The 16,987-nt window shown below is 64.6% G+C and carries 13 protein-coding genes and 1 pseudogene; 10 read left to right on the plus strand and 4 right to left on the minus strand.

Going from position 1 to position 16,987, the window contains the following annotated elements:
* Positions 1-62: 62 nt before the first annotated feature.
* The 6 genes and pseudogenes from AX729_RS06225 (at position 63) to AX729_RS06245 (ending at position 7,576) form a co-directional block, all read left to right on the plus strand.
* Positions 63-974, plus strand: coding sequence for a LysR family transcriptional regulator (locus AX729_RS06225; protein WP_061021157.1), 912 nt, complete (start codon positions 63-65; stop codon positions 972-974).
* Positions 975-1,146: 172 nt separating this feature from the next.
* Positions 1,147-1,917 (plus strand): methyltransferase domain-containing protein, encoded by a 771-nt coding sequence (locus tag AX729_RS06230; protein ID WP_061021159.1) that lies wholly within the window; start codon positions 1,147-1,149, stop codon positions 1,915-1,917.
* 339 nt (positions 1,918-2,256) lie between these two features.
* Positions 2,257-2,736, plus strand: a pseudogene (locus AX729_RS41630) (TRAP transporter small permease); the annotation flags it as partial.
* 216 nt (positions 2,737-2,952) lie between these two features.
* Positions 2,953-4,233 carry a TRAP transporter large permease gene (locus tag AX729_RS41635; RefSeq protein WP_245325075.1) on the plus strand — a complete coding sequence of 427 codons (1,281 nt, stop codon included), beginning with the start codon at positions 2,953-2,955 and terminating at the stop codon, positions 4,231-4,233.
* A 126-nt stretch (positions 4,234-4,359) separates the two neighbouring features.
* Positions 4,360-5,517 carry a GGDEF domain-containing protein gene (locus AX729_RS06240; RefSeq protein ID WP_061021163.1) on the plus strand — a complete coding sequence of 386 codons (1,158 nt, stop codon included), beginning with the start codon at positions 4,360-4,362 and terminating at the stop codon, positions 5,515-5,517.
* A 130-nt stretch (positions 5,518-5,647) separates the two neighbouring features.
* Complete coding sequence (locus AX729_RS06245) at positions 5,648-7,576, plus strand: alkyl/aryl-sulfatase (RefSeq protein ID WP_061021165.1); 1,929 nt, start codon at positions 5,648-5,650, stop codon at positions 7,574-7,576.
* Positions 7,577-7,815: 239 nt separating this feature from the next.
* On the opposite strand, the gene AX729_RS06250 is transcribed toward AX729_RS06245, so the two are convergent.
* Complete coding sequence (locus AX729_RS06250; RefSeq protein WP_061021167.1) at positions 7,816-8,886, minus strand: glycosyltransferase family 4 protein; 1,071 nt, start codon at positions 8,884-8,886, stop codon at positions 7,816-7,818.
* A 272-nt stretch (positions 8,887-9,158) separates the two neighbouring features.
* Here AX729_RS06250 and AX729_RS06255 point away from each other — a divergent pair, with 272 nt between their 5' ends.
* The 4 genes from AX729_RS06255 to AX729_RS06270 are packed head-to-tail and all read left to right on the plus strand — an operon-like array spanning position 9,159 to position 15,037.
* A complete protein-coding gene (locus AX729_RS06255) occupies positions 9,159-10,922 on the plus strand; it encodes an ABC transporter ATP-binding protein (RefSeq protein WP_061021169.1) in 1,764 nt (587 codons plus the stop codon).
* Positions 10,923-10,980: 58 nt separating this feature from the next.
* On the plus strand, positions 10,981-13,185 hold the full coding sequence (locus AX729_RS06260) for an amylo-alpha-1,6-glucosidase (RefSeq protein WP_061021171.1): 2,205 nt from the start codon (positions 10,981-10,983) through the stop codon (positions 13,183-13,185).
* A gap of 20 nt (positions 13,186-13,205) precedes the next feature.
* Complete coding sequence (locus AX729_RS06265) at positions 13,206-13,727, plus strand: PRC-barrel domain-containing protein (protein ID WP_061021172.1); 522 nt, start codon at positions 13,206-13,208, stop codon at positions 13,725-13,727.
* Between the two features lie 23 nt (positions 13,728-13,750).
* Positions 13,751-15,037, plus strand: coding sequence for an MFS transporter (locus AX729_RS06270; RefSeq protein ID WP_061021175.1), 1,287 nt, complete (start codon positions 13,751-13,753; stop codon positions 15,035-15,037).
* A gap of 67 nt (positions 15,038-15,104) precedes the next feature.
* Here AX729_RS06270 and AX729_RS06275 read toward each other — a convergent pair whose 3' ends face one another.
* The 3 genes from AX729_RS06275 to fixJ all read right to left on the minus strand — a co-directional run bounded on the left by AX729_RS06275 (position 15,105) and on the right by fixJ (position 16,984).
* Positions 15,105-15,803 carry a helix-turn-helix domain-containing protein gene (locus tag AX729_RS06275; RefSeq protein ID WP_061021203.1) on the minus strand — a complete coding sequence of 233 codons (699 nt, stop codon included), beginning with the start codon at positions 15,801-15,803 and terminating at the stop codon, positions 15,105-15,107.
* A 103-nt stretch (positions 15,804-15,906) separates the two neighbouring features.
* The gene (locus AX729_RS06280; RefSeq protein WP_061021177.1) at positions 15,907-16,323 is read right to left on the minus strand and encodes a response regulator transcription factor; all 417 of its coding nucleotides are present in this window, start codon (positions 16,321-16,323) and stop codon (positions 15,907-15,909) included.
* Between the two features lie 43 nt (positions 16,324-16,366).
* A complete protein-coding gene (gene fixJ, locus AX729_RS06285) occupies positions 16,367-16,984 on the minus strand; it encodes a response regulator FixJ (RefSeq protein ID WP_061021178.1) in 618 nt (205 codons plus the stop codon).
* Positions 16,985-16,987: the final 3 nt, after the last annotated feature.

Genomic DNA, 16,987 nt, shown 5'->3' on the forward strand with positions numbered 1-16,987 from the left:
CTGATGGCCCGAATTTTCCGGAGGCATTGAGCTAAGTCAAATTCATAGTTATCATTCGCGACATGAACCAAACGAATGATGCGATCGATCTGAACTTGCTTCGGGTTTTCCTGGCGATCTGGGACCTGCGCAGCCTGACGGCGGCCGGCGACCGCCTCGGCCTGACCCAGCCCGCGATCAGCCATGCCCTGCGGCGGCTGCGCGGCCATTTCAACGATCCGCTGTTCGTGCGGGCGACGAACCGCATGCTGCCCACCGACGCGGCGGTGCGCCTGCACGAGCCGCTCGATCAAGCCTTCGCCATCATCAACCGTGCGTTCAAGGAACGGGCCGCGTTCGATCCGCGCCTGACGCAGAGGACGTTCCGCATCGCCATGTCCGACATCGCCGAGGTCTATTCGCTGCCGCAGCTCATGCCCAAGCTGACGCGCATCGCACCGCTCGCCCGGATCGATGTCGTGCCGTTCGTGCCCGACCACGTGGTCGCCGCGATGCGCTCCGGCGAGGTTGATCTCGCGATCGGTCACGTCAAGAACACCGAGGATTGTACCAGCATCGACGTCTTCAACGACCGGTTCGTCTGCCTCGTCCGTGCGGGCCATCCGATGGCAAAGGGACGGCTCACAAAAGCAAGCTTCGCCGGCCTGCGATTCTTCTACGCGAGGATCACCTCGCCGATCCATCATCAGACGATCGAGCAATGGTTCGCCGACAGGGACACCGGCTCCCAGATCGCCGTGCGCGGCCACTTCATGGTCGCACCGGAGATCGTACGAAATTCCGATCTCGCCGCCATCTTTCCGGAGTCGCTCGCGCTGCGGCTGCACCAGGCCAAGGACTTTCGACGGCTTGATCTGCCGTTCGATCTCGCCCCAATCGAGGTGAAGGTGCACAGCCACTCCCGCTTCGCCAGCGACAAAGGGATCAGGTGGATGTGCGAGACGGTCTCGGAAATTCTGAGAGATCACGTGTAGCCGCCTGGGGGCGCGCACGATGCCTGCTGCCGACCATGTCAGTGTCCGGCTTCTTGCTTCGCCTTTCTGTTGTTCGTTTCCTGCCCTGTCCCGAGTGGCGATTTGCCGAACCGAGACGAGCAGTGGTAACCATCGGCGCGGAAGGAAACACGGAAAGGCAAAGGCTGAAACGATGGTATGGGATCCGCAGCAATATCTGAAGTTCTCCGGCCATCGGCTGCGGCCCGCCGTCGATCTCCTGATGCGGATTCCGGATTTTGCGCCGCGCGCGATCGCCGATCTCGGGGCGGGCGCGGGCAACGTGACGAAGTTGATCAGGGAGCGCTGGCCGGACGCGCATGTGACCGGCGTCGAGGGCTCGGCCGAGATGGTGGCTGCGGGGCGGAAAGCGGCGCCGGACGTGGAATGGTCACATGAGGATCTCGGCCATTGGGCTCCCGCCGGGCAGTACGACTTGATCTATTCCAATGCCGCACTGCACTGGCTGCCCGATCATGCGGCACTGTTTCCGTCGGTGATGGAGAAGGTGACGCCTGGAGGCATCTTGGCGGTGCAGATGCCGCGCAACTTCACCGCGCCTTCGCATGTGCTGATCGGCGAGACCGCGCTCGACGGTCCGTGGCGGTCCAAGGTGGAGCATCTCGTCACCCCGCCGCCGGTCGAGGGGCCCGCCTTCTATCACGATCTGCTTGCGCCGATGTCGGCCAATATCGACATCTGGGAGACCGAGTATCTGCAGGTGCTTGAAGGCGAGAACCCCGTGAAGGAGTGGACCAAGGGCACCTGGCTGACGCGCTATCTCGACGTGCTGCAGGGTGACGAGAAGGCCGCGTTCGAAGCCGCCTATGCGGCGCGCGTCGCCAGGGCCTATCCGAAGAATGCGGCGGGGCAGACGCTGTTCCCGTTCCGGCGCCTCTTCATGGTCGCTCAACGCAAACGCTGATGCTCTGCCGCAATGCGACATGACCGCTATTCCCTTGGACTGCTGCGGGTGCCGGGTTGCGCATCGGGCAGTCGCCAAGTTAGCTTCGCTGCGGCAAATCGGGCTTAGGTCTAGTTGTCAGGGGTAGGGGATTGCTGCCGCTCCTGACCCGCAAAACTGTGACGATGGGCAAGACCGTGCTGCACTGACGCCGCGTCCTGCCAAGAACGACACCGACGGTCGGAGGTGAAGCGCACTTCCGGCCGTTGCGCTTGAATGAAAAGATAATCTGGGGGGATCAAGTTGCTGCGTGTGCTGAATCGTTTTCTCGATCATCTCGAGGAGTGGCTGATCGCGACGATGATCGCCGCCGCGACGTCGCTCATCTTCGTCGCGGTGCTGCACCGCTATGGCGCCGGGTTGTCGATCGACATCGCCAAATGGGCCGAAGCCCGCAACTTGACCTTCCTCGCCGTGCCGGCGCGCGCCGCGTTTACCTGGCTTGCCGCGCTCGACCTGTCCTGGGCGCAGGAGCTCTGCATCTACATGTTCATCTGGATGGCGAAGTTCGGCGCCGCCTATGGCGTGCGGACCGGCATCCATGTCGGCGTCGACGTGCTGGTCAACATCCTGCCCGGCGGGTCGCGCCGGCGCGTGATCACCTTCGGCCTTCTGTGCGGCGCTCTTTTCACCGCCATCGTCGGCTATTTCGGGGCCGCCTTCGTCACCCACATGTGGCAGAGCGGCCAGCAGTCCAACGATCTCGAAGCGCCGATGTGGATGGTCTATCTCACCATCCCGCTCGGCTCCGGCCTGATGTGCTTCCGCTTCCTCCAGGTCGCCTGGTCGTTCTACCGCACCGGCGAACTGCCGCACCACGACATGGCCGGCGTCGAGGGCGTCGAAACGGATCCGGTGCATCCGGCCCCGGTTACGCGCAGCCAGGTCGTCCGCGACGAGCGCAGCCCGCTCGGCTGGATCCTGATGCTGCTGCCGGTCCTGATCGTCGCCATATGCTTCGCCCATGCGGGCCACCTCATCACGCTGCCGCAGGGCGTGCGCGTCGCCATCGTGTTCGCGCTGCTGCTCTCGCTGATGCTGACCGGCATGCCGATCTCGATCGCGCTGGGTCTGACCGTGCTCAGCTTCATGTTCACGCTGACCGACGTGCGCACGGAATCGGTGGCGCTGAAGCTGTTCACCGGCATCGAGAATTTCGAAATCATGGCGATCCCGTTCTTCATCCTCGCCGGCAACTTCCTGACCCATGGCGGCGTCGCGCGACGGATGATCGCGTTCGCGACCTCGCTGGTCGGCCATTGGTACGGCGGTCTGGCGCTGTCGGGCGTGGTCGCCTGCGCGCTGTTCGCCGCGATCTCCGGCTCCTCGCCGGCGACCGTGGTGGCGATCGGCTCGGTGATCCTGCCTGCGATGGTCGCGCAAGGCTTTCCGAAGCGGTTCGGCGCGGGCGTGATCACGACGTCGGGCTCGCTCGGCATCCTCATTCCGCCGTCGATCCCGATGGTGCTCTACGCCGTGTCCACGAACAGCTCGGTGGGCAAGCTGTTCATCGCCGGCATCGTGCCGGGACTTGCGCTCGCCTCGCTGCTCGGCGCCACGACGTTCTATCGGGCCTGGCGCAACGACTATCCGCGGATGCCGAAGGCCACCTTCCTCGAGCGTCTCGATGCATTCCGCAAGTCGATCTGGGGCATCCTGCTGATCGTGATCGTGATCGGCGGCATCTACAGCGGCCTGTTCACGCCGACCGAAGCCGCCGCCGTCAGCGCGGTCTACGCCTTCATCGTCGCGGTGTTCATCTACAAGGACCTGAAGCTGCGCGACGTGCCGCGCGTGCTGCTGTCATCGGCGAATCTGTCCGCGATGCTGCTCTACATCATCACCAACGCCGTGCTGTTTTCGTTCCTGATGACTTACGAGAACGTGCCGCAGGCGCTGGCGCAATGGATGATCGACCAGGGCCTGGGGTGGATCGGCTTCCTGCTGCTCGTCAACCTGCTGCTGCTGGTGGCGGGCAACGTGATGGAGCCGTCCTCCATCATCCTGATCATGGCGCCGATCCTGTTTCCGGTCGCGATCAAGCTCGGCATCGATCCGATCCATTTCGGCATCCTGATGACGGTCAACATGGAGGTCGGACTGTGCCATCCGCCCGTCGGCCTCAATCTCTACGTCGCATCGGGCATCGCCAAGATGGGCATCACCGAGCTCACGGTCGCGGTGTGGCCGTGGCTGTTGACGATGCTGGGATTCCTGGTGGTGGTGACGTACTGGCCCGGCCTGTCGCTCTGGCTGCCTCGCTTGCTCGGCATGTAGCCGCCGCGGGGCCTGGGGCGAGACATGGCTAATGCACGGTAAATCCGCATGCTCAAATGCGGTCGTTGAGTAGCGAGCGCATCTTTACGGGTCCGCGGTAGATAAATGCCAGTGATGGGAGCTGGCATGTTCTTCAACAGAATGGAATCCGGACCGGCGTCGATTTCGGACGCCGTCCATTTGGAAGTCATCACGGGCCTTCACGGCACGATGATGCCCACCATTCTCGCTGCCGCCTGCCAGGCGATGGTCGGCGCCATCACGACATACGAGACCGGTGACCTGATGACGGCCGGCCTGACGGTCGCCGGCGTGGTGGTGGCGATTGTCCGTCTCGCCGAGATATTTGCGTTCCGCCACCGCCTCGCGGCTTCGCCCCGGCTCGATCGGGCCGAGGCCGTGCACTGGGAACGGCGCTACATTGCCGGCACCGTGGTGACGGCCCTCGTGCTCGGTGCGTTTGCCGCGCGCAGCATCGTGCTGAACGATGCGCTCTGCTGCGTGATGGCGGTCGGCATTGGTTTCGGCTTCGGCGCCGGCGTGGTGGCGCGGCTGGCGCTGCGTCCCGTCGCGGCGCTGCTCGATCTCGTCGCGATCGCCGCGCCTGCCGCGATCGTGAGCTTCATGCAGCCCGATCTCCGTCATGTCGGGCTCGGTCTCCTCATCCTGATGTACGTGGTCGCGAGCTTCGAGATGGTTCGGCTCAGCTTCAACGCCTCGATCAACCAGATCACGCTCAAGCGCCAGTTCGAGCAGCTCGCGCGCTCCGACCCGATGACCGGCGTGTCCAATCGTTCGGTGCTGGCGAAGGATCTGCCCGTGATGCTGTCGGCCGGGATGGTTGCCGTCCATACGCTGGATCTCGACCGCTTCAAGGAAGCCAACGACCGGTTCGGTCACCCCGCCGGCGATGCGCTGCTGAAACAGGTCGCCGGGCGGCTCAAGGCGCTGGCCGCGCCTGACGACCTCGTGATCCGAATGGGCGGCGACGAGTTCGTCCTGGTGCAGCGCGCCGCGTCCGACGCGGAGGCAATGGCACGGCGGATCGTGCAATCGATCGGCAGGCCGTACGAGGTTGACGGACAGGTGATCGATCTCGGTGCGAGCGTCGGCGTGGCCGTCGCGCCGGACGACGGCCGAACCGCAGAGGCGCTGTTGTCGCGCTCGGACAAAGCGCTGTACCGTGCCAAGCAGAATCGTGGCGGCTACGTGCTGGCCAGCGAGTTGCGGACGGCGGACAATGCCACGGCATCGCGCCAGGCCGTTGAAGGCGTAGCTGCTTAGACGGCGCACCCTCTCCTCGTCGGGAGGTGAGAGGGGAAGAGGGCATCTCGTTCTGTTTCCTTCGTCTCCTCCAATGGCAATCGACCGCAAGATGCGGTTAGATGCCGTGCATCAGGCCGGGAGGATACAAATGACCGAACTCAGCAATGAGCCAAAGGACGCATCGCCGTCCGTCATCGCGCAACATGAGGCCATGCTGAACGCCTTGCCGTTTTCCGACAGACGGGATTTCGACGACGCCGCGCGCGGCTTTCTCGGCACGATCGAGAATGCGACGATCACGAATCCGCAAGGGCGGACGGTCTGGAGTCTCGAGCCCTACGGTTTCCTGTCCGCCGAGCAGGCGCCGCCCACGGTGAATCCGAGCCTGTGGCGGCAGTCGCGGCTCAACATGCAGCACGGCCTGTTCGAGGTCGTGCCCGGCGTCTACCAGGTACGCGGGCTCGACATCGCCAACATGACGCTGATCGAGGGCGACAGCGGCGTCATCGTCGTGGACACCCTGACCTCGATCGAAGGCGCCCGCGCCGCGCTCGATCTCTACTTCAAGCACCGCGGCACGCGGCCGGTCGCGGCGATCATCTTCACCCATACCCACACCGACCATTGGGGCGGCGCGCGGGGCGTGCTGGATGAGGATGCGCTAGCCACTGAAAGCGTGCCGATCATCGCGCCGAACCTGTTCATGGAACATGCGGTCTCCGAGAACATCATCGCAGGGCCTGCGATGTTGCGCCGGGCGCAGTATCAGTTCGGTCCGCTCCTCGCCAAGGGCGTGCGCGGGCAGGTCGATTGCGGTCTCGGCAAGTCGATGGCGGCAGGGTCGGTCGCGCTGCTGCGCCCCACGGACCTGATCATGGCGACCGGCGATACGCGCGTGATCGACGGCGTCGCATTCGAATTCCAGATGGCGCCGAACAGCGAAGCGCCGGCGGAGATGCACTTCTTCGTCCCGCGCTACAAGCTGTTGAACCTCGCCGAGAACTGCACGCACAATTTCCACAACCTGCTGCCGTTCCGCGGTGCAGACGTGCGGGACGCACTGGCCTGGTCGAAATATCTGGGCGAGGCTTTGCAGCTCTGGGAAGGCAAGGCGGAGGCGATGTGCGGCCAGCACCATTGGCCGGTGTGGGGTCGCGAGCGGATCGGCACGATGATCCGCCAGCAGCGCGACCTCTACAAGTTCGCGCATGACCAGACCATCCGCCTGATGAACCACGGCCTGACCGCAGCCGAAATCGCGGAAACGATCCAGCTGCCGAAGAGCCTGGAAGGCGCCTGGCACGGCCGCGGCTATTACGGCCATATCCGCCACAATGTGAAGGCGATCTACCAGAAATATCTCGGCTGGTACGATGCCAATCCCGTCAATCTCGATCCGATGCCGCCGGTCGAGTCGGGCAGGAAATATGTCGAGTATATGGGCGGCGCGGACGCCATCCTCGCGCGGGCGGCTGCCGATTTCGACAAGGGGGAATTCCGCTTCGTCGCCCAGGTGCTCGGTCATCTCGTCTTTGCCGAGCCGAACAATGCGGCGGCGCGCGCACTTCTGGCCGATACGCTGGAGCAGCTCGGCTATGCCGCCGAGAGCGCGACCTGGCGCAACGCCTATTTGTTCGGCGCGCAGGAATTGCGACAGGGCATGCCCAAGGTGCCGGCGCGCCCGCCGATGCCGCGCGAGACGCTGGCGGCGCTGCGCACCTCGCAGCTCTGGGACGTGCTCGGCATCCGACTCAACGGTCCCAAGGCGGAAGGCAAGCACATCGTCTTGAATTGGCGCTTTTCCGACACCGGGGAGACGTTCGTTCTCAATCTGGAGAACTGCGCGCTCACTTACGCCGAGGGCGTGCAGGCGGAAAATGCGGACGCCAGCTTCACGCTGGCGCGCGCTACGCTGGATGAAGTGATCGCGAAGCTGACGAGCTTTCCGGAAGCGGTCGCTGCCGGCAAGGTCAAGCTCGCGGGCAACCCGATGAAGCTCGCCGAGCTGATGGGCCTCATGGACGAGTTTCCACGGATGTTCGAGATCGTGGAGCCGAAGCGGGCCGTGGTGAGGTAGAGGCTAACTCTCTTCCCTTCTCCTCTTGTGGGAGAAGGTGGCTTAGGCGGCCTTCGGCCGCCGTTCTCAAGAACGCCGAAGCGAAGCTTCGGCTATGGCGCCGGATGAGGGGTATGTCTCCGCTGCGAGAGTTTCAATGCGGAAGTAGCCCGTCACCCAAGCGAGTGTGCCGCTACCTTCTCGAGGCCCTCTCCCACAAGGGGAGAGGGCACTTCGACTGGCAGTGATGTAGAAGCGCGCTACTCCGCGCTGCTCACCAGCTTGATCCGCGGCGCCTTCTGCTCGGCGAGACTGCGATAGGCCGCGAGGTAATCCAGCGCCATGCGCCGCGCGGTGAAGCGTGTCTCGAACTGCTTGCGGATTGCGGTTCGGTCCAGCTGCGCGAGGCGGTTGACCACGCCTGCCGCGCTGATGACGTCCTCGACGATGAAGCCGGTGAGGCCCTCGTCGATGATCTCCGGCACCGAGCCGCGGTTGAAGGCGACCACCGGCGTTCCGCACGCCATGGCCTCGATCATGACGAGGCCGAACGGCTCCGGCCAGTCGATCGGCAGCAGAAGTCCGAGCGCGCCGCTGAGGAAGTCCGATTTCTCGTGATCGCCGATCTCGCCGATGAACTCGACCAGCGGATTATTCTCGATCATCGGCCGGATCAGCTCGTCGTAGTAATCCTGGTCGGCGCGATCGACCTTGGCCGCGATCTTGAGTGGAATGCCGCAATGAGTGGCAATCTTGATGGCGCGGTCGACGCCTTTTTCCGGCGCGATGCGGCCGAGCACGGCGAGATACTCCTGTTTCGCCGGCTTCGGCGTCAGCAGATTCTCCGGCAGGCCATGGTGGATCGTCGTCACCCAGTTCGCCTGCGGCACCGGCCGCCGCTGCGCATTGGAGATCGAAATCACGGGCATCTTGGAGAAGGTGTTGAAGACCGGCTGGTGCTCCGGCAGATCGAGCCGGCCGTGCAGCGTGGTCAGGAACGGCGTGGGTTGCCGGTGGAACAGCGACCACGGATAGTAATCGAGATGGAAGTGGAGGAAGTCGAACTCCTCGTCGTCACATTTCTGCCGCACCCGCTCCAGCAGCACCATGTGCAGCGCATTTGGATCGCGCACGGAACCGTCGAGACGGAGCGCCCGCGGCCAGAGCGCATCCAGCTTTGCCGATGTTTGCGAGTCGCCGCTGGCGAACAATGTCACGTCATGTCCGAGGGCCACCAGCTCTTCCGTCAACCAATGCACCACCCGCTCGGTGCCGCCATACAGCTTGGGTGGAACAGCCTCCGTCAACGGAGCTACCTGCGCGATGCGCATCTCACCATCTCCTCTGTGCGATCATGATTGAAACCCCCGACTGTACGGCACCGGCATGCCAGACAGGGGAACGTTCTCGCACCTGCGAAGTTCCTCTTCCCAAGCGTTACTTATTCGACAAGTTCGCGGGCCGTCTCGATGCTGCCACTCCATCTTCTCAGATCGTCCGCATCCGCATGTCGTGATCGCCGGGGCCGGGAACCCAGGCGAAGAGGTCGATGTTCAGTCGATCAGTAACAAAATGAAAATCAGCATAACGGGGCGATAGCGATATGGATCATCTTTCTGGATACGCGCGCAGGCCATTTGCCTTTGTCTTGCGCTATCTTCGGATGCGAATAGTGTCGCATGTGGTGATCCTGACCGCGGTCGTCGCGGCAGTTGCCTGCTCCGTAGGCACCCAATATGGGGTCAAGTCCCTTGTCGACGCCTTGTCGGCGGGACCTTCACAAGGCGGCGGCGTATGGCTGGCATTCATTCTGCTCATGTCCCTGATCGCCGCAGACAACTTTCTGTGGCGGATCGCGAGCTGGACAGCGAGCTTCACCTTTGTCCGGGTCACGGGTGATTTACGGCGTGATATATTTCGTCATCTGACCGGGCACGCGCCGAGCTACTTCTCGGACCGGATGCCGGGGATGCTGACGAGCCGCATCACGGCGACCTCGAACGCGGTGTTCACGGTCGAGAACATGTTCGTCTGGAACGTGTTGCCGCCCTGCATCGCCACAATTGCGGCAATCGCACTGATTGGAACCGTCAGTCCCTATATGGCCCTCGGCCTGATGGTGATCGCCGGAGGCATGGTAATTTTGATGTTTCACCTCGCCGCCGCCGGCAAGCCGCTGCATGACGACTTTGCCGACAAGGCCGCCGCGGTCGACGGCGAGATGATCGACGTGATCAGCAACATGCCGCTGGTCCGTGCCTTTTGCGGCATCGGCCACGAGCATGAGCGGTTCGACGCGACGGTGAACCGGGAGCTCACCGCGCGAAGCCGCAGCCTGCGTTATCTGGAAAAGCTGCGGCTGTTGCATGCCGCCATCACCGTGCTCTTGACGATCGCGCTGATGGCCTGGGCAATCACGCTCTGGCAGAAGGGCCAGGCAACGACCGGCGATGTCGTGCTGGTCTGTACGCTTGGCATCTCCATCCTGAGCGCCACGCGTGATCTTGCGGTGGCGCTGGTCGATGTCACCCAGCACGTTGCGCGCCTGACCGAGGCGATCGCCACGCTGCTGGTGCCGCACGAGTTGCGCGATCACCCCGAGGCGGAGCCGCTGGTGAAGAGCGGCGCGGCAATCGCTTTCAACAACGTCACCTTCGGCTATCCCGGTGGCGACAAGATCTTCGAGCGGTTCAGCCTGCGGCTTCAGCCCGGCCAGCGCGTCGGCCTGGTCGGCCAGTCCGGCGGCGGCAAGTCGACGCTGTTCACGCTGCTCCAGCGCTTCTACGACGTCGACGATGGCCGTATCACCATCGACGGCCAGGATATCTCGAAGGTGACGCAGCTGAGCCTGCGCGAGGCGATTTCCGTCGTGCCACAGGACATTTCCTTGTTTCATCGCTCGATCCGCGAGAACATCCGCTACGGCCGGCCGAACGCGACCGACGACGAGGTGCTGCGTGCGGCGATCGCGGCGCGCTGCGATTTCATTGACAGCCTGCCCGAAGGCCTCGACACGATGGTCGGCGACCGCGGCGTCAAGATGTCCGGCGGCCAGCGCCAGCGCATCGCGATCGCGCGCGCCTTCCTCAAGGACGCGCCGATCCTGCTGCTGGACGAGGCCACCGCCGCGCTCGACAGCGAATCCGAGGAAGCGATCCGCGAGGCGCTGTCGCGCCTGATGCGCGGCCGCACCGTGATCGCAATCGCCCATCGTCTGGCGACGCTGCGCAATTTCGACCGCGTCGTGGTGTTGAGACATGGTAAGATCATCGAGGACGGCTCGCCGGAGCGTCTGATGCAGGGTCACGGGCCGTATCGTGAGCTGGTCACGCAGGAAATGAGCCGGCTCGCGCAAGCTGCCGCGTAATCCAATAGTCGCGTTCTCGAGTTGGTTGCGTTTCGAAACAAGCGCAGGGGAGCAGCTCATGTCGGCCGAAGCCGTAGCCCAATTCGCCTCCGTGACGAGGACCTCGGAACAGGTCGCGGAACAACCTTTCTATATTCCGATGACGGGGCCGTCGGCACGGCCGCGGCGGTCGCTCAAGCACGACGACACTTTCATCGTGCTCGACAGCCATGGCGACATCGGCGCATCCGCCGGCGGGCCGGACGGCCTGTTCCACCACGATACGCGCTATCTCGCACGGCTCGAGCTCGTGCTCGACGATCTCCAGCCCCTTCTGCTCGGCTCGAACCTGCGCGACGACAATTCGGCGTTGACCGTCGACCTCACCAATCCGGACATCTACCGGCAGGGCAGCCTCATTCTGCAAAAGGACCTGCTGCACATCGTGCGGACGATCTTCCTGTGGCGCGGCACGGCCTATCAGCGCATCGGCGTCCAGAACCACGGTGAACGACGCGCCAGCTTCGATCTGACGCTGCTGTTCGGCAATGATTTCGCCGATCTGTTCGAGGTCCGCGGCGAGCGCCGACCGCGCCGTGGGATCGGAACGAGCCGGCTGCTCGGTGCGACCGACGTGCTGTTCGAATATCGCGGCCTCGATGAGGCCGAGCGGACCACCGGGCTGCACTTCGATCCGCATCCGACGCGGCTGTCGGTCAATGCCGCGACCTGGGAGCTCGACCTGGAGCCGCACCAGACCAAGTCGCTGTTCGTGGCGGTGTCCTGCAACCGGCCGCTGACGGAAAAGCCGGTGAGGTTCTTTCCGGGCCTGCTGGCGCATCGCCGCGAGATGCGGCAGTCGACCATGGGCACGGCCAGCATCGAGACGTCCAACAACATCCTCAACGAGGTGCTGTGCCAGGCCATGGCCGACCTCAACATGCTGATGACGGAGACGCCGCAGGGGCGATATCCCTATGCCGGCATTCCCTGGTACTCCACGACGTTCGGCCGCGACGGCCTCATCACCGCGCTCCAGATGCTCTGGGTTGATCCGCGCATCGCCAAGGGTGTCCTGCGCCGGCTCGCGCATTTCCAGGCCGAAGCCATCGATCCGCGCGCGGATGCGACGCCCGGAAAGATCCTGCACGAGATGCGGGGCGGCGAGATGGCGGCGCTGGGGGAGGTGCCGTTCGCGCATTATTACGGCAGCGTCGATTCGACCGCGCTGTTCGTGCTGCTCGCGGGAAGCTATTTCGAGCGCACCGGCGACGAGGCCACGTTGATCGAGCTATGGCCGGCGATCGAGGCGGGACTTGCCTGGATCGACGGTCCAGGCGATCCCGACCAGGACGGCTTCGTCGAGTACCAGCGCGCGACCGAGAAGGGGCTGGCCAACCAGGGCTGGAAGGACTCTTACGACGCGATCTTCCATGCCGACGGCAAGCTTGCAGAGGGCAATATCGCGCTCGCGGAAGTTCAGGGCTACGTCTATGCAGCCAAGCAACTCGCCGCGCGTTGCGCGTTACGGCTCGGCAAGCCGGACCGCGCGCGCAAGCTCGAGTCCGAAGCCAAGGCGCTCGCCGAACGCTTCGAGAAGGCGTTCTGGTGCGAGGAGATCGGCACCTATGCGGTCGCGCTCGACGGCAACAAGCGACCTTGCAAGGTGCGGACCTCGAATGCCGGGCAGGTCCTGTTCAGCGGCATGATCCGCGAGGATCGCGCCCGCATGGTCGCCGCCGACCTGATGCGGCCGCATTTCTTCTCGGGCTGGGGCATCCGCACCGTCGCGCAAGGCGAGGTGCGCTACAACCCGATGTCCTACCACGACGGGTCGATCTGGCCGCACGACAACGCGCTGATCGCGCTCGGGCTCGCGCGCTACGGCCTCAAGCACTCGGTGGCGCATGTCTTCAAGGGGCTGTTCGACGCGGCGACCTACATGGATCTGCGCCGGCTGCCCGAATTGTTCTGCGGCTTCCGGCGCGAGAAACGGCGCGGGCCGACGCTCTATCCGGTCGCCTGCGCGCCGCAGGCCTGGGCCAGCGCGACGCCGTTCACGCTGCTGGAGGCGGCACTCGGCCTCGAGTTCGACGTCGCGCGCGGCGAGATCCGCCTGCGCAATCCGCATCTTCCGGCATTCCTCAACGAGGTGATCCTGCGCGATCTGCGCCTCGGCGAGTCCAGCGTCGATCTTCGCGTCAGCCGCCACGGCGACGACGTGGCGCTGGAGGTGTTGCGCACACGCGGCCAGATCCAGGTCTCGATCGTGCTGGCGCGCTAGCGGCGCGCAAGGAGGGTGTCATGCGTGGGACCGGAACATTGATCCTGAGCGCGGCGATCGCGGTTGCCGTGACGGTCGCACCGTCGCGCGCCGCGGAGGATCCGCCCGCAGGCCAGAACGAAACGAATGCGCCGCCGACGGCCCAGCCGCCGGTTTCGACCGTTCCGGTGACGCCCAAGGACGCCGCCCCGCCGCCCTCGGTGACCATCATCGGCGCGAGCGAGGCCCACGGCGTACTCGGCCGCGACGTTCGCAGCGCCGCCGGCGAGGGCATGGGCCGCATCGTCGACGTCATCGTCGATCGCACCGGCCACGTGCGGGCCGCGGCGATCGATTTCGGCGGCTTCCTCGGCGTCGGCAGTCGCAAGATCGTGGTGGACTGGAACGCGCTGCGCTTCGGCAAGATCGCCAACAAGAAGGACAGCATCACGCTGGAATTGACCAAGGCGCAGGTCGCGGCCGCGCCGGAATACAAGGAAGACACGCCGATCGTCGTGCTGGGAGCGTCCGGCAGCCTTCAACCGCTGCAAGCGATCCAGTGAGGTGCCGGGAGGGCTCACCGCCTGTGCTGTTGTCGAGCAAGCCGAAACACGCAGGCCGCGACGCGCGCGTCGAGCAGGAAAATATTGTCTCGCAGCCGGCTGCAAACCTTCCGGCGCCCTCGCGCCAGAGCTTGCGCGGCCTCGACTGGTTCATCTTCTTCCTCGCCGACGTGCAGACCGGGTTCGGTCCGTTCATCGCGGTCTATCTGACGACGCAGAAATGGACCCAGGTCGAGATCGGACTCGTGCTGTCGATCGGCGGCATCGTCGCGCTGATCGGGCAGATGCCGGGCGGGGCGATCATCGACGCCGCGAAATCGGAGCGTCTGGTCGCCGCTCTCGCGATCGCGACCATCGGCGCCTGCGCGCTTGCCTATGCCGCGATGCCGATCTTCGCCGTTGTGGTGGCCGCGGCCACCCTGCACGCGGCGGCGAGCTGCGTGCTCGGGCCGGCGATCGCCGCGATCAGCCTTGGCCTCGTCGGGCCGCTCGCGATCGGCGAACGACTGGGCCGCAACGCGCGGTTCGCCTCGCTGGGCAATGGCGTGGCGGCAGCGGTGATGGGCACCGCGGGCTACCTGCTGTCGAGCCGCTCCGTATTCCTGGTCACATTCCTGCTCGTGATCCCGACCCTGATCGCGCTGTCGCGAATCCGCGAGGAGGAGGTCGACATCAGGCGCAGTCACGGCGAGATGCCGCCCGAGGCCGCTGACCGCGGCGACGCCAATATCTGGCACCTGATCCGGCAGCGTCCGTTCATCGTCTTCGCACTCAGCGTGCTGCTGTTGCAGCTCGCGAACGCCACGATGATGCCGCTGATGGCGAGCGCAGTGACGGCGCGGTCGAGCCAATGGGCGACCGTGCTCGTCGCCGCCTGCATCATCGTGCCGCAGGCGATCGTGGCGCTGCTGTCGCCGACAGTCGGGCGCAAGGCACAGCTCTGGGGCCGGCGTCCGCTGCTCCTGATCGGATTCGGTGCGTTGACGATTCGCGGCCTGCTGTTTGCGACCGTGCGCGATCCCTACCTGCTGGTGCTGGTGCAGGTGTTCGACGGCTTCACCGCCGCGGTGTTCGCAGTCATGATTCCGCTGATCGTGGCCGACGTCGCCTTCGGCAGCGGTCATTTCAACCTGGCGCAGGGGATCGTGGGGACTGCGACCGGCATCGGCGCATCGCTGAGCACGGTGCTCGGCGGCTATGTCAGCGACAAGTTCGGCAATGCCACCGCGTTCATCGGGCTGTCCGGCGTCGCCGCGACGGGACTCCTTCTGATCCTGGTGATGATGCCGGAAACCCGGCGCACGGCATGATCGCGGCAAAAATGAAAAGGCCGGCCGAATCGGGTTCGGCCGGCCAAGTCATGGGGGGAGAAATCGATCAGGCGTCGAGATTGTGCAGGCGTTGACGGTTGCGCAGCACGATCTGGCGGGCGCCGGAGAAGCCGAGAATGCCCTGGGCGTGAAGCTGCGACAGTGCGCGCGACACGGTTTCGAGGGTGAGGCCGAGATAGTCGCCGATGTCGCGGCGGCACATCGGCAGCGCCATCATGCCGGCAACGGCGAGGCGGCGGTCCATTTCGAGCAGGAAGGTCGCGACACGCTCCATCGCGGTCTTGCGGCCCAGCAGCAGCATGTGGTCCTCGGCATGACGAAGCTCACCGGCGGTCATGGCCCAGAGCTTGCGGGCGACCTGTACGTCGGTGGCTGCGGCCTTCTCGAGGCTCGCACGCTTCACGAGACGCACGGTGGTGTCGATGATGGCTTCGGCGGCGAGGCGGTGAGTGGGACCGGATTCGAGGCCGAACACGTCGCCGGGAAGATGGAAGGCGCCGATCTGGCGGCGGCCGTCGGAAAGGAGCTTGTAGCTGCTCACTGCGCCCGACACGACCTGGTAGACATACTCGGATGGCTCGTCCTCGCCATAAATCTCCTCGTCCTTGCGATAGGAGAACTCCGTGGCGACCAGGCCGACATGGCCGGCAATTGCGCCGAACTGGTCGGTGACGGGATGGGCAGGAGCAATCTTGCCAACAATCTGGGTGTTGATCGCCTGGGTGTTGAGGGTCTGGGTGAGCATCTGCGCCATCTCCGTTGTGATGACGCTTAGGTACGCGGTATCGGGTGCCTCGAAAATTTCGCGAGATATCTTAAGGGGGTTACCCTACGTAGAATCCCGGAGGTCAGTCGAGGGGACGATCCTGGATGGCGTGGCGGATGTATTTGACCAGGTTTTCATCCAGAAGCGGCTTCAAAACCACGTCCTTGATGCCCGCCGTCGCAGCCCGGACGGAGATGTTCTCGTCGGGATAGCCGGTGATCAGGATCACAGGCGCGTTGCAGTCGGATTTGCGCAGGCGGCTGGCCAGCTCAATGCCATTGATGTCCGGCATCTTGTAGTCGATGACGTAGCAGTCCGGTCCCGGCGCGCCGCTGACATTGAGCAGCGCAGTGCCGCTCCTGAAGGTCCGCACGGCGAAGCCGTCGGTCTCCAGCAGGAAGCGCAGGGATCCCAGGACGGCGGCATCATCGTCGACCACAAAGATGGTGGGTCGTGCGAGGGACGCCGGGCGCGCATGATATGAGCTGACCTCGATCATATTGCCTGGTTAGCACGGCCCCGGGAAGGCACCTTGACTTGCCTCAATCGTTGAGCATGCCGGCGCGCATCGCCAGCCGGACCAGCTCCGAGAGGCTGCCCGCCTGCATCTTGGTCATGACGTTGGCCCGGTAGACCTCGATGGTGCGCGGGCTGATGTCGTATTCGCGGGCGATCAGCTTGTTGGAAAGGCCTGCGATCAGCCCTTCCATGACCTGGCGCTCCCTCGGACTCAACGAGGCGACGCGGGCAGCGATGTCCTGCGCGACGGCCTCGCTCTTGGCCGTCGGCTCGGCCTGGAGGATCGCCGCTTCGATCATGGCGGTGAGACGGTCGTCATCGAACGGCTTTTCCAGGAAATCGACCGCCCCGAGCTTCATCGCCTCGACCGCGAGCGGCACGTCGCCATGACCCGTCATGATCAGGATCGGGAACGGGCTCTGCTGCGCCTTCATGCGTTTCAGCAGCTCGATCCCGTCGAGGCCGGGCATGCGCACGTCGGAGAGGACGCAGCCGAAGGAAAGGGCTGGCAGGGCTTCGAGAAAGGCCAGGGCGTCGTCGAACAGGGTGACGGAGAAGCCGGCGGAATCCAGCAGGAAATTCAGCGAATCGCGCATCGCCGGGTCGTCGTCGATGACGTAGACATGTCCCTTGGTCGTCATGAA

Origin of the sequence: Bradyrhizobium sp. CCH5-F6 (genome assembly GCF_001556045.1) — a bacterium.
Lineage (GTDB): Bacteria > Pseudomonadota > Alphaproteobacteria > Rhizobiales > Xanthobacteraceae > Bradyrhizobium.